Below are 13,679 nucleotides of genomic sequence, written 5' to 3'. Positions count from 1 at the left end.
GACCAGCGTGCCCTCGCGCTGCGAGACGCGCCCGCCCCGTTCTTGGGACAACGACTGACGGCAGGATAGGCAGCATGGCAAACACACAGCCCAAACACGGCGAACACTATGACTACATCATCGTGGGGGGCGGCACCGCAGGCTGTGTTTTAGCCAATCGAACTCAGCGCCGATCCGAAGAACAAGGTGCTGCTGCTGGAGGCCGGGAAAAGCGACAATTACCACTGGGTGCATATTCCGGTTGGGTACCTCTACTGCATCGGCAATCCGCGAACCGACTGGATGATGAAGACCGCGCCCGAAGCCGGGTTGAACGGTCGCAGCCTGACCTATCCGCGCGGCAAGGTGCTCGGCGGCTGCACCTCGGTCAATGGCATGATCTACATGCGCGGTCAGGCGGCGGACTACGACATCTGGCGCCAGCTCGGGAACCCCGGCTGGGGATGGGAAGATGTGCTTCCCTACTTTCTGAAATCCGAAGATCACCATGCCGGCGACAGCGAGATGCACCGGGGAGGTGGCGAGTGGAAGGTCTCCAAACAGCGCCTCACCTGGGATATTTTGCGGTCCGTTCAGCGCGGAGCGCAGGAATTTGGCATCCACCCGCGCGCCGACTTCAACGATGGCAACAACGAAGGGTCCGGGTTCTTTGAGGTAAACCAGAAGGACGGAGTGCGCTGGAACACGGCCAAGGGTTTTCTGCGACCCGCAATGAAGCGCGGCAATCTGCACGTGCTGACCGAGGCACATACCCACCGCCTGCTGCTTGAGGGGCGGACCGTGACAGGTGTTGAGTATCATCGCGGGGGGCAGACCCATCACGCCTTGGCGCGGCGCGAAGTCCTGCTGGCGGCGGGCGCAATCAATTCACCAAAGCTGTTGGAGCTATCAGGGATCGGTCGCCCGGACGTGTTGAACCAGCACGGGATAAAGGTGCAGCATGCAATGGAAGGCGTGGGGGAGAACCTGCAGGACCACCTGCAAATCCGCACGGTCTACACCGTAAAGAATGCCAAGACCCTGAACACCATGGCCAACAGCCTTTTCGGGAAAGCAAAGATCGCGATGCAATACGGGCTGGCCCGCAGCGGGCCGATGTCGATGGCCCCGAGCCAGTTCGGCATGTTCACCAAATCGCGCCCGGATCTGGCGACCCCTGACCTAGAATATCACGTGCAACCGCTGTCGACGGAAAAGCTTGGTGATCCTCTGCACCCCTTCCCTGCAATCACCGTCTCCGTCTGCAATCTGCGCCCCGACAGCATCGGGGCCAGCCACATCCAGAGCACCGATCTGCAGCAGCAACCCGACATCCGGCTGAACTATCTGTCCGCGGAAACCGACCGGGCCGTGGCCCTGGCCTCGATCAAGCAGGTTCGGAAGGTGATGACAGCAAAAGCCCTGGCCCCGCATGAGCCGCAGGAGATTTTGCCCGGACCCGATTGTATCAGTGATGGCGATATTCTGGGTGCCGTGGGCGACATCGCCACGACCATCTTCCACCCGGTTGGCACGTGCAAGATGGGCACCGATAACGGCGCGGTGGTCGACCCGGAGCTGAAGGTTCACGGCCTTTCCGGTCTCCGGGTGGTGGACGCCTCCATCATGCCAAAAATCGTCTCCGGCAACACCGCCTCACCTGTGGTGATGATCGCGGAAAAAGCGGCAGACATGATCCTGGCAGAGGCCCGCGTCCCCGCATGACCAGCGCCAGCTGCGCTCCTTGTGTCAAAGCGAGTGGGATTGATCGAAGCGAACCGGCTGCGACCTGACCTTGCCCCCCGGGGAGCACATTCGCAGATTGTGTGCGAGGAAGGCTCGGCCCCAGGAGTCGCACACAAGACATCCAATCGTCGGGAAGACGATCCCGCGGGCATTTTTCTGGCCCTCCTCATATCCCGGCGCGGCTGCGGCGGTGATGCCCGCTCCACCTTCGCCAGATGGTCAGGGTCGGTGCCAAGACGGCTTATATCGAGCCGGGGTCACCATGGGAAAACGGAGACTGCGAAAGCTCCAAAGCCCGCTTCCGGGACGAGCTGCTCAACGCTGATATCTTCTACAACCTAAGTGAGGCGCAAATCCTGATCGAACAATGGCGCATCCGCTACAATACGATCAGGCCACACAGCGCTATCTGCTAGCGCCCACGCGCGCCGGATAGCATCGTACCAATGGACCAGAGGCCGGCGATGCACAAATAATCAAACCGGACCACCCGATGGGGGCACGCCACGCTGTTTCACGGCGAGCCAAAACTATCGGCGAGTCATGCGCTGATAGTTTTCGTCCGAAAAGCGCAACGTCTCGCCCTTTTCGGTGTCGAACAACGAACGTTCAACTTGCGTTAGCGCACCTAGATAAACGTGAATGCCCAAGCACGGCCTCTCACTTGCGCATCCAACTGCATGGATAGCGCTGGGGCCGATTTGCAGGACATTGCCTGCGCTCAGGATCACTTCGCTGCTTTTGCGGATACCACCCGTTTCAAGATCGGCCTCATAAAAGTCATTCCGCTCCGCACCGCTGTAAACGCCAATCGTCGCCAGCATTTGATGATCATGTGCAGGCACAGTCTGTCCGGGCATAAAGCGGCAGTGCCAGATCGAAACGGTCTCATCCTCGTGCAGGATTACGTCGTTGTCCGCGAATTCCGGCATCGTCGCCTGCATGTCCGCGGCGTCAGCCACGGCCTGTTCCAGCAACGCTTTGACGTTCTCACGGGGCGCGTCGCTTGTGGCGGCGGTGCGCAGGTTGGCAACAAGATCGTCGAGATGGAATGCGTTTGCCATGGTCAGGTCCTTCGATTGAGTGCAGCGATCAATTCGGCTGGGGTCGGATGTGGACCGCGCACAAGGGCGGCCAAGGTGGCGGCAGAGTCTGTCGGCAGGACCTCCGCGACGTAGGCTGCGCATTTTGCGAGCAATTCGTCGTCGCCTAGGGGCGCGTCAAAGTTGCCACGGGCATCCGTCGGTCCGGACGTCAGGCAGCGTCCGTCGTGCGTGTCGATGGTTACCTCAGCCAATCGCTGTGCCGGAAAAATAGCGGTCAGCTCCGGGTCCTCGGTCAGAGTGATGCGGTCCACAAGGCCCCAGACTTCGGGTATATCAAAAGCTTCTGGAAGGATGTGCGCCGGCAGGATCGTGCCTTCGAGGATAGCCACGGCGAGGCAAAGCGGCAGGCTGTATTGTGCCTGATCTCCGTCGGCGGGGCGCATGGTGGCTAGACGTGTCGCTGCCGCAAAGGTCGAGACGGTGACCGATGCGATGTCGTCCACCGCGATGCCACGGGCGCGCATCAACCCAAGGGCCGCCTCGATCGGCGGGTGCGCCCAACGGCAGACGGGGTAGGCTTTGAAATTGGTCTCAAGAATGCGCCAATGCTGACCGAGGTCTTGCCAGTACTGCGGTGCCTCCACGCAAATCGAGGCGGGCGCACCGGTAAAACCGTCTTCGGCAAGATCGAGGGCGGACGCCCCGGTCAATGCCCCCCAGGACGTGCTGTCCTTGACCATCGACGGGTGATCGATGCAACGCATCATCGGCGCGCGAGGAGCATAGTATTCCGCGATGCCGAGCGCATGGCGCGTCTTTTCAGCGTTCAGCCCACGCATCCGGGCCCCCATGGCGGCGACACCCATGGCGTTCCACGCGCCCGACGAGTGGTAGTCGGCAGCGGTGTCGTGCAGCGAAAGCCCCGCGCGGATCGCGATTTCCTCGCCGACGATGAGGTGGGTCAGCATCTCGTCCAACGTGCAGTCAGGATTGAGGCCAAGTTCGGCCAGCAGCATCGGCACCAGTGCGGCACTGGCGTGGCCCTTGCACAGTTGGTGCCCGTCATGCCCATCGAGCGCATCCGTGCTGCACGCCCCGGCGAAAGCATAGCCAACAGGGTTGACGCGCCGTCCGTCAAACGGCATCGGCAGGTCGCCTGGATAGCGTCTTGCAGCATGATCATACGCGATGCGGGCCGGTTTGCTGGTGCTACCACCCGCCCAGACCGCCAAAGTGTCCATCAGGCAGCGGCGCGCCATCTGTAGCACCGCAGCGGGAATACCCTCGGGCGTCAAGCCATGGATAAATCCAGTGATCGGGTCGAAATCAGGGGCTTCAGTATGGCGCATCCACGTCTCCCATTTCAACGAAGACAGATTTGATCTGAGTATAGTGGTCTATCGCCGCCAATCCATTCTCTCGTCCGATCCCCGAGGATTTCACGCCGCCAAAGGGCATTTCAACTGGTGTCAGGTTGTAGTTGTTGATCCAGATCGTGCCCGCTTGCAAACCCGCCACCACGCGATGGGCGCGCTGGATGTCACGCGTGAACACCCCGGCGGCGAGGCCGAATTTGGTGTCATTGGCGCGGGACAGAACCTCGGCCTCCTCGTCGAAGAACAGCACCGACATGACCGGGCCGAAGACCTCTTCGCGCACAACGGTCATATCATCGGTCAGGTCGGCCAGCACGGTGGGTGCGATGAAGCGCCCGTCGGCGAAACCGTCGACGTTGACGCGACTGCCGCCGGTGATGACGCGAGCGCCTTCGGAGCGGGCAGTGTCGAGGTAACGCTCCACGATGTCGGCCTGTGCGGCTGACACCATCGGCCCCATATGCGTGTCTGGGTCCAGCGGATCGCCCAGCACCATCGCCTCAGTCCGGGTTTTGAGCCGTGCGAGGAAGTCGTCCAGCACGCTTGAATGGACAAAGACGCGCGTGCCATTTGTGCAAATCTGGCCAGTGGAATAGAAATTCCCAAGCATTGCAGCGCTAACAGCGTTGTCGAGGTCGGCGTCCTCAAAAACGATGAGGGGCGACTTACCCCCCAGTTCAAGTGTCACGTGTTTAAGCGTCTCTGCCGCCCCCGCCATCACCCGCTTTCCCGTAGGCACAGAGCCGGTAAGCGAGACCTTATCGACACCCTTGTGGTTGGTTAGCGCGCCGCCTGTCGCACCGAAGCCCTGCACCACGTTGAACACGCCATCGGGCAGACCAGCCTCAGTCAGGATTTCCGCGAGTTTCAGGGCGGTGAGCGGCGTCATTTCCGAAGGTTTGAACACCAGCGCATTGCCGGTTGCCAATGCGGGTGCTGCCTTCCAACTGGCTATTTGAATGGGGTAGTTCCACGCGCCGATCCCGGCGCAAACCCCTAGGGGTTCGCGGCGCGTGTAGGCAAAAGGGCCACCGAGTTCGATGGTCTGGCCAAAGATCGAGGGGGCAATGCCGCCGAACCACTCAAGGCTTTCCGCGCCCGAAGCGGCGTCAGCTACCAGCGTTTCCTGAATGGCCTTGCCGGTGTCGAGGGTTTCAAGCTCGGAAAGTTCCTGATTGCGCTCGCGCATGATTTCGGCGGCGCGGCGCAGGATGCGACCGCGCTCCACGGGGGCCATGGCTGCCCATGCGGGCTGTGCCGCACGGGCGGCGGCAACGGCGCGGTCAACAGTGGCCTGCGTTGCGGTGTTCAGCGTTGCGATCACCTCACCCGTAGCGGGGTAGGTTGTGGTCAGTTCGTCGCCCTGCGGGTCGTCATAATAGCTGCCGTTGATGTAATGCGATCCGGTCGGTTGTGCGCGCATCAGGCCTGCTTCCCGTGCCAGTTCACCTGTGCGACCCGGTTTTCAGCCGAGGTAAAGGTGTCGTGGTAACAATAAAGATTTCGGATCGGCGGGGCGATGTTCCATGAGGCCGAGACACCGGGCTGAATGGTCAGCGTATCACCGGCTTCAATGTCGACCATTTCGCCATCGCCGAAGGTCAGCGTGGCAGAGCCTTGCTGCACGAACATCGTGACCTTGCGGTCATAGTCATGCTGAAACGTCGCATCGGTGCATTCCCATTCGTCCCAGCCCTTTACCTTGCGTTTGGTGTCGGCGGTGGCCTTGCGGCGCTGAAAGTTGGTGCCGTCCAGCAGGCGGTCTTGATGTCTCATGTCTCTCTCCTCAGACGGCGCGGTAATAGTCGACGTGTTCAGGCGGCAAAGGCTGCTTGCCGAGGATGATGTCGGCGGCCTTCTCGGCGATCATGAACACGCAGGCGTTGATATTGGCGGATGGCACTGCTGGGATGACGGATGCGTCCACCACGCGCAGACCCGCGACCCCTTTGAAGTTTAGCTCAAGGTCCACGACCGCGCGGCTGTCGCCGTCCGCGCCCATGCGGGCGGTGCCGCAGGGGTGGTAGGCAGACGAGGCGTCTTCGCGGATGAAATCATCCCAGTCGGCGTCGGTCTTGACGTGATCTCCGGGCAGGTCTTCGCGGACGTGGAAGTCCTTGAACGCGGGCTGGGCGAGCAGTTCGCGCCCGAATTTGAGGCCCTGCCGCATGACGTGCCAGTCGTGATCGGTCGCCAGATAATTGGGATCGATCAGCGGGGCCTTGGCAGGGTCGGCGCTGGCCAACTTGACGGTGCCACGGCTAGTGGGGCGCATCGGGCCCGCGCCAAGTCGGTACCCGTTCTTGGCCGGATCGGGGATCCAATTCGGCCCGAACAGGATCGGGAAGAAGTGGAACTGGATGTCGGGATGGGTGATTTCCGGCCCCGAGCGCAGGAAGGCCCCGACATGACACTGGTTCACCGCAGCAACCCCGCCCTTCCAGCCGAACCATTGCATCCCGGCCCAGACCATCAGATGCGGCTTGAGATAGCGGTTCAGGCTGACAGGTTTATCAGTTTCGACCTGCACATGTGCCTCAAGGTGGTCGTGCAGGTTTTCACCCAATTGCGGAGCGTCAACGAGAACCGGAATGCCCTGTGCCTTTAGCTGGTCAGCGGGGCCAATCCCCGACAGCATCAGAAGATGCGGCGTCCCAAAAGCGCCAGCGCAGAGGACCACTTCACGCTTGGCTTTCGCCACTTGAACCTCGCGGCCACGGGCGTATTCAACGCCCACGGCGCGGTCGCCCTCCAGCAGCACTCGCAGCACTTGGGCGCGGGTCACCACGGTCAGGTTGTCCCGCTTGGGCTGTTTGTGCAGGAACGCGCGGGCGGAGGTAGAGCGGTAGCCGCCCTGCACGGACATTTCGAACCGGCTGACGCCCTCCTGCTGGAAGCCGTTGACGTCGTCTGTCAGGTCATGGCCCGCCTCTTGCCCCGCCTCAAGAAACGCGGCGTTGAGCGGGTTGAGCGCGTCTTGCCGTTGCACGCCAACTGGGCCGTCAGGGCTGCGGAATGCATCCGCAGGACGGTCGCTGCCCTCAAACTTTTTGAAGTAGGGCAGGCAATCGGCGAAGGACCAGCCGGTGCAGCCCTCCTCTGACGCCCAATCGTCATAGTCTCGCGGATTGCCACGCAGGAAAGTCATGCCGTTGATTGCAGACGACCCGCCCAAGGCCTTTCCGCGCGGCTGATCAATCTCCCGGTTGTTCAGATGCGCCTGCGGTGTGGTCTTGAACCAATAGTTGTACTTGCTGGTCGGCTTGAAGGCAGACCGTAGCCCGGCGGGCATTTGCAAGATCCACATCCGATCATCCTGCCCGTGCTCCAGCAGCAGCACCGAATGGGTGCCGCCTGCGCTGAGCCGATGCGCCAGCGTGCAACCAGCAGTGCCTGCACCGACAATGATATAATCATAGGTGCTCAAAGGTAGTCGTCCTCGAACGGGCAATCGGTCAGGGCCACGGGGCCATCCTTGGTGATCAACACGGGCTGTTCCAGCTTCACGCCTTCGTCGCCTCCTACCGGTCCGATGTAGCTTTCGACGCAGACGCACATGCCTTCCTCGAAGGTGCCGGAATATTGCCAGGTCTCGTGGTCTTCGGGGTAGTAGATGACCGGGTATTCAACGCCAAAACCGATGCCGTGGATCATCTCGGCGTAGCGGTTGGGCACGTAGATGTCGTGCATCTTCCACGATCGTTCGCCAAACTCCTCGAAGGTCATGCCGGGGCGCAGGAGTTCCATGTTGTGCTGCAGCTGCTCAAAGGCGTGGTTGTACAGGACGCGCTGTTCGTCAGTCGGTTTTTTATCACCAATTACAAAGGCGCGGGTCTGGTCGGCGAAAACGCCGTCAGGGCCGATGAGATCACTGTCAAAGACCAGCATCTCGCCGTTCTCGATCTTTTTGTCAGAGGTCTCGGTGAACCACGGGTTTGTATGATGACCAGAGTTCAGCAACCGTGTTTCCTGATACTCGCCCCCATGCATCATGTTGTATTCGTTCATTTTTGCCAGCAGGAAGTTCTCGGTCACACCCGGCTCAGCAAACTTGCGCATGTGGGCGATGGCGTCGGTGCAGACCTGCATGGAATTCTTGATGATCGCGACCTCGTCCATCGATTTAATAGATCGGGCCATTTCCATTGGCCCTTTGGCATCCTTCATTTTGATGCCGCGGTGTTGCATCGCCAGCATCGGCAGCAAATCGGCGCGATCAAGGCCCAGGGTCGCGCCTTTGCCGCAGGTTTTGTGCAGAAGATCAACGATCTCATCCGCCCATTTGTTCGCGTGTTCCTCGGCACGGTTGCCTGATCCGAAGTAGTCCCAGCTGCGGGCGGGTCGTGCTTCGTCAATCGTCTCCAGATGGTCCGACAGGTGCAGCGCACCGCCATAATCAAACAGGACAACCGGCCCTTCGACGGGGACAAAAACGTAGCGGGCAAGGTGGTGCGAGGTCCAGACCTGCATATTGCGGCAGCCGGTGGCGTAGCGCAGGTTCAGCGGATCAAACAGGACCACTGCGTCCATCTTGAATTGTTGCATCAGCTCGCGGGTGCGGTTCAGCCGGTAGGCCCGGACCTTTGGTTCGTCGATGATGTTGGGCAGATCCAGCATGGTGCATCCTTTCGGCGTGGCGACTCGAGGTAGAGTGAACTCTCTACTTGCGTTGGTAGAGCGCTCATTCTACAGCGTCAAGAATGATTGATACTGCCACCAAAATCGCAGCAGGGCTTGAACGTGCCTTTGTTTCGCAAGGCTTTGCCGAGCCAAACGTAGAAGCCTTGCGGGCCGCTGCGGACGTTAGTCTTCGCACGCTCTACAAATACACGCCCTCGCGCGGTGAGATGGTTCTGGCAGCGCTTGAACATCGGCACGCAAGGTACATCAAGTTCGTGTTCGACGATTTACCGCAGCCCGGCCCCGCAGCGCTGGAGGCCGTGATCGTCAATATCGGAGAATGGATGGCGCGCGAAGCTGAACGCGGTTGCCTGTTCCATGCTGCCGTCGCGGCGGCGCCACGGGACCCGCGCCTGCATGATCTTTTCAAGCGGCACAAATCGGACGTTGCGCAACGCGCCGCCAGAGTTGCCGATCTTGGCGATCGGGAAAATGACATTACAGTCATTATCGAAGGGCTGACCCAGAGCTGGCCACTGATGCAGGATGCAGCAGTCAACAGTGCGACAAGTCTGGCCCGCTGCCTTTACCATTAAAGCCGAACCAAGCGGACTTGACGGTTCTATCGCGCAAATTGGGTTGAAACCGCCCAGTTTCATCGGTGCTCCGGGGTGTCAAAGCCCGCGCCTGGCCGGCGTTGGTCCGGTTTTGAACATCGGTCATTCTTGACTTGGTAGAGCGATGCCTCTACCCACAAAAGTAGAGCAATCACTCTACCCCAAGGAGTCAAGCAATGTCACTGCCATCCAAAATGAACGGCGTTGTGCTGACCGGACACGGCGGACCCGAGAAACTGGAATGGCGTGACGACCTGCCCGTTCCGACACCCGGTGCGCGGGACGTTATCGTCAAGGTCAGCGCTGCAGCAGTTAACAATACCGACATCAACACCCGAACAGCATGGTATTCGAAAGGCGACGGCGAAAGCGGTGATGCCACGTGGTCAGGCGAGCCATTGTCCTTCCCCCGCGTTCAGGGAATTGACGTGTGCGGGTATATCGCTGCCGTGGGGGATCAAGTCGATCCCGCACGCGTGGGGGAACGGGTGCTGATCGAACCCTGCATCCGTGAGGCTGACGGGAAGATTTTGGATACACCTTGGTTTTTTGGTTCGGAATGTGATGGTGGTTTTGCAGAATATACACGGGTCGCGGCGCGGCACGCTTACCCGATCAATAGCAACCTGAGTGACTTGGAACTGGCCTCGTTCCCCTGCTCCTATTCCACCGCCGAAAACATGCTGACACGCGCCGCCGTCAAGTCAGGCGAAACCGTTCTGGTGACAGGCGCGTCCGGCGGTGTCGGATCGGCGGCCGTGCAACTGGCCTTGGCGCGTGGCGCGCGTGTTCTTGCAGTCACGAGCGCAGGCAAGGCAGGCAAACTGAAAGCTCTTGGCGCGGATCAGACCCTCGACCGGAACGCAGATTACCTGTCGGCCCTCGGTGCAGAACAAGTCGACGTGGTCATTGACCTTGTCGCCGGTCCGAAATGGCCTTCTCTTCTGGATGTCTTGCGCCCCGGCGGCCGCTACGCCGTCGCTGGCGCGATTGCAGGACCGCAGGTCGAGTTGGACGTGCGCACGCTCTATCTCAAGGACTTAAGTTTTTTCGGATGCACGGTGCTGGAGCCAGACGTCTTTGGAAACCTTATTCGGCGCATAGAGCGTGCCGACATTGCACCGCTGGTCGCCGAAACCTATCCTCTTCGTGAAATAGGTGCTGCCCAGCAAGCTTTTGCTGAGAAGGGTTACATTGGTAAGATCGTTCTGAATTTGACTTGATCGAATGTCAGGATCGCGCATGCCCTGACAGGAAGGATGAAACATGACCCGCACGTCTGAAACCGACAAGGCAAACGTCATCGCGTTCTACGAGATGATGTTCAACGACTGCGAACCGGCGAAGGCCATCGCGCGCTACGCCGGTGACGACTACATCCAGCACAACCCGCATGTCAGTGACGGGAAAGACGGGTTCATCACCTATTTCGAACGCATGGCCTCCGAGCACCCCGGCAAGCGCGTGGAAGTGAAACGCGCCATCGCCGAAGGCAACTACGTGGTACTTCACTGTCATCAGGTCTGGCCGGGCGGATTGGAATATGCAGGTATCGACATTTTTCGGCTAGATAAGGCCGGAAAGGTCGTAGAGCATTGGGATGTGTTGCAGGAATTGCCAGCCCACAGCGAAAACGACAACGGGATGTTCTAGCCCACGAGAGGAATTGCGGGCATCTGATGACAGAAGTGCAATGGCAACTTCATCCAGGACATGAAGATAAATGAATAGTGACGCGAATAGCCAGTTATCGATTTGGAGCGATTGATCAGTACGAGCAGTTACTTTAGTGACAATTGCCGCACTGCACCATGTGTTCCTGCGTACCGGCGATAGGTTGCTGCGTCAGCAATAGCTGCAGGTGCACAAATCCGGTGTGTCCGGTCCTCGATAATCGGTCCTGGCTGCAGCGAATTGACGGTTTGAATTTTGCCAAAATTGACATCGGTGAAGGTCCGGTCCGATGGAAGTTTCAGACTACGTCTGATGGCAGGGAGGGTCAAAGAACTGGCAACCGGCGCCAACACCATCTCGGTGCCGGTCGCTACATTCAAGTCAACACCGCATTTCGAAATGCGCCCGCGTTCGTCTGGCCGAATGTGCCCCCTGCCTCGTCTGATGCCCCGGTCGCGCCACTGCCTCCCCATTGCGACCGGGCCTTTCGGCCGACATCAATGATGGATCAGGAGATGATACGCCCGCCACTGGCGCAACCGGGCAGCGATATTTCAGGGCCGCGACCGGATCGCGGAATTTCTTACCCGCAAGTGGGTGCGCATACTGGACTATCGGTGGATCAAGGAACTCTGGGCCTTCCATGACAACCGCATCGCGGGGTGCTTTGCCTGCGAATATCATAACGACAGCGGTACCTGGTTTCGCGCCTATAGCAACGAAAACTGGGAGTTCCGTTCAGATGGCCTGATGCAGCGACGCATCGCGTCGATGAATGAACACCCGATCTGCGAAGGCGATCGGGCATTCAGATGGGCCTCCCCGGTCCATCCCTCTGATCATTAAGGCCTGACTGAACTTGATTTGCAGGAGGAGCAACCATGCCGAACGCCTAAGCCGGCGTTGGGTTCACGTCCCGTGTCCTTGAAGAAGAAGAACGCTTCGGGCCCGCCGAGGCCTATGCCCGAGTTTTGCCACCGGATCGTCACGAGGGTGGTGAACTCACAGCGCGCGAAGTCGATTTCCTGCCTCGGAGAGACGGAAGCTTTCAGGCGACAGTGGCTGAAACCGGCTGGTCCTATGCCCAGTTCCTGAGCGGTGCTCCGGGGTTTCTCAAGGTCATCGACCAATCGGTGATCGGGTATGCTGATTTCAAAGGTGACCGACAGTATATCAGCGTAGGCCACATTCGCCATGATGACCGGGTGTCGGTCATCGCCGCGATCTACCGGTGCCGCAGATGCCTGAAGCTCTGGGGCCACGCGCGGATCCATCAAGAAATCAGGTTCGCGAAATAGTTTACCGTCGGACCCTGCACTCGGAGTCTCTGGTTTCGCTGGTGATATTGTTATAGCATTTATTCCCATGCCAAGCGTGACCAACGCCTTTGCGCGCACGATGGCCACTGCGGCCGGGATGACGCTGACAGATGACGGTGCTTTGATTTCCAACGGCGCTGTGGTTCATCGTGTGCCGCTGTCCGAGAAAGGTCGGCTTCAGGACACTGATTACTTCGAGCTGACAGAATGGATCCGCAACAATCATACTGACGAAATAACTCTGATGAATGCGTATGCTGAATTGATCCAGACGGATGATCTTGGCGTGCTGGGGTTGGCGATCAAGACAGCTCCAACCCTGCGGGCATCGCTTCAACGGGTCGAACGCTATTTTCGGCTGGTAACCGACACGGCGATTTACCATCTGAATGAGACAGGCGACCTCGCGTTTTTTGCGATCGAGGGGCAAACCGCGCACCACCCCGTTCTGGCTTTTCGCAACGAAACCGCTTTGGCCGGATTTGCCGTGAATATGAAGCGGGTCGTCGGGTCCGACCTTACCTTCGAGTATGTCTGTTTCCGTCATTCCTGTCGAAGTACGCCAGGTCGGTACGCCGCCCATTTTGGTTGCCCAGTCAAGTTCGACGCAGAACGTGACGCGATCGCGTTCGATCCGGCTGTACTTGATCTTCCAAACCTCCTTGGGGACCAGGCAGTTGCAGATTTTCTCACGGCGCATCTTGAGACAGAGATGAGCTCAATCGAGGACACCCCTTCGCTCAGCAAGACGCTCGTGCACCGACTTACCCCTGCGCTCAGCAATGGTGCACCACAAGCAGCACAGGTCGCCCAAGAGATGGGGCTGAGTGAACGTACGCTCTATCGTCGCCTCGCCGAGGAGGGTCTTACCTTTCGCGATGTGCTGGGACAGGCGCAATCCGCACTCGCGCAGGAACTGTTATGCGACAGCGACGCCTCGATTGCCGAGATCGCCTTTCTAACTGGCTTTTCCGAGCAAAGCACCTTCAGCCGCGCTTTCAAACGTTGGTTGGGACAAGCACCAGCACAATTCAGACAGCGCGCATCTAAAGCCTGATCATCACCCGAAAAACCGTGGCAGGTTCGGCCATGACCTTGGCAGGCGCGGCCAATACCTGCAGCCGTTTGGTGTCTAACTTCCTTTCTGACATCAACGGAGATGTGCTGGCGTTACGTCCACTGGACAGTCGGCATCGTCCTTAACAGGAAAGGCGTTTCGCATGAACATTGGCACAACTAGAGCTCACAGACAGGCGTCGCATCAAGACACTGTCAGCCCCCTCAGGTTCCGAAAAACCCGGG

11 protein-coding genes and 3 pseudogenes are annotated in these 13,679 nt (G+C 59.5%); 8 read left to right on the top strand and 6 right to left on the bottom strand.

From position 1 onward, the window contains the following. Positions 1–74: 74 nt before the first annotated feature. Positions 75–1,704, top strand: a pseudogene (locus tag R1T40_RS19335) (GMC family oxidoreductase). Between the two features lie 245 nt (positions 1,705–1,949). After that, positions 1,950–2,141, top strand: a pseudogene (locus R1T40_RS19330) (integrase core domain-containing protein); the annotation flags it as partial. Between the two features lie 114 nt (positions 2,142–2,255). Here the strand turns inward: R1T40_RS19330 and R1T40_RS19325 are convergent. From R1T40_RS19325 to R1T40_RS19300, 6 genes are read right to left on the bottom strand one after another with little or no spacing between them, the layout of a single operon-like run. Then, positions 2,256–2,789, bottom strand: coding sequence for a hypothetical protein (locus R1T40_RS19325; protein ID WP_317385299.1), 534 nt, complete (start codon positions 2,787–2,789; stop codon positions 2,256–2,258). Positions 2,790–2,791: 2 nt separating this feature from the next. Then, positions 2,792–4,120 carry an MmgE/PrpD family protein gene (locus R1T40_RS19320; protein WP_317385298.1) on the bottom strand — a complete coding sequence of 443 codons (1,329 nt, stop codon included), beginning with the start codon at positions 4,118–4,120 and terminating at the stop codon, positions 2,792–2,794. Beyond that, complete coding sequence (betB, locus tag R1T40_RS19315) at positions 4,107–5,570, bottom strand: betaine-aldehyde dehydrogenase (protein ID WP_317385297.1); 1,464 nt, start codon at positions 5,568–5,570, stop codon at positions 4,107–4,109. The genes R1T40_RS19320 and betB overlap by 14 nt, the downstream gene beginning before the upstream one ends. Then, on the bottom strand, positions 5,570–5,923 hold the full coding sequence (locus R1T40_RS19310; protein ID WP_317385296.1) for a cupin domain-containing protein: 354 nt from the start codon (positions 5,921–5,923) through the stop codon (positions 5,570–5,572). The genes betB and R1T40_RS19310 overlap by 1 nt, the downstream gene beginning before the upstream one ends. Before the next feature lie 10 nt (positions 5,924–5,933). Beyond that, positions 5,934–7,574 (bottom strand): choline dehydrogenase, encoded by a 1,641-nt coding sequence (locus R1T40_RS19305; protein ID WP_317385295.1) that lies wholly within the window; start codon positions 7,572–7,574, stop codon positions 5,934–5,936. Continuing rightward, a complete protein-coding gene (locus tag R1T40_RS19300; RefSeq protein WP_106165445.1) occupies positions 7,571–8,764 on the bottom strand; it encodes a M24 family metallopeptidase in 1,194 nt (397 codons plus the stop codon). Before R1T40_RS19300 ends, R1T40_RS19305 begins: the two co-directional genes overlap by 4 nt. A gap of 83 nt (positions 8,765–8,847) precedes the next feature. Here R1T40_RS19300 and R1T40_RS19295 point away from each other — a divergent pair, with 83 nt between their 5' ends. The 6 genes and pseudogenes from R1T40_RS19295 (at position 8,848) to R1T40_RS19270 (ending at position 13,434) form a co-directional block, all read left to right on the top strand. After that, complete coding sequence (locus tag R1T40_RS19295; protein WP_317385294.1) at positions 8,848–9,363, top strand: TetR/AcrR family transcriptional regulator; 516 nt, start codon at positions 8,848–8,850, stop codon at positions 9,361–9,363. 197 nt (positions 9,364–9,560) lie between these two features. Then, positions 9,561–10,607 carry an alcohol dehydrogenase family protein gene (locus R1T40_RS19290; protein WP_317385293.1) on the top strand — a complete coding sequence of 349 codons (1,047 nt, stop codon included), beginning with the start codon at positions 9,561–9,563 and terminating at the stop codon, positions 10,605–10,607. Between the two features lie 43 nt (positions 10,608–10,650). After that, on the top strand, positions 10,651–11,037 hold the full coding sequence (locus R1T40_RS19285) for a nuclear transport factor 2 family protein (protein ID WP_317385292.1): 387 nt from the start codon (positions 10,651–10,653) through the stop codon (positions 11,035–11,037). A 561-nt stretch (positions 11,038–11,598) separates the two neighbouring features. After that, a pseudogene (locus R1T40_RS19280) lies at positions 11,599–11,904 on the top strand (DUF1348 family protein); the annotation flags it as partial. 212 nt (positions 11,905–12,116) lie between these two features. Further along, positions 12,117–12,356: a hypothetical protein gene (locus R1T40_RS19275; protein ID WP_317385291.1), complete on the top strand. Its 240-nt coding sequence runs from the start codon at positions 12,117–12,119 to the stop codon at positions 12,354–12,356. A 67-nt stretch (positions 12,357–12,423) separates the two neighbouring features. Further along, complete coding sequence (locus tag R1T40_RS19270; RefSeq protein WP_317385290.1) at positions 12,424–13,434, top strand: AraC family transcriptional regulator; 1,011 nt, start codon at positions 12,424–12,426, stop codon at positions 13,432–13,434. The last annotated feature ends 245 nt before the right edge of the window (positions 13,435–13,679 follow it).

This window comes from Tritonibacter scottomollicae (genome assembly GCF_032924845.1).
Taxonomy (GTDB): domain Bacteria; phylum Pseudomonadota; class Alphaproteobacteria; order Rhodobacterales; family Rhodobacteraceae; genus Epibacterium; species Epibacterium scottomollicae.
This window is presented reverse-complemented; position numbering and strand designations above follow the sequence as displayed.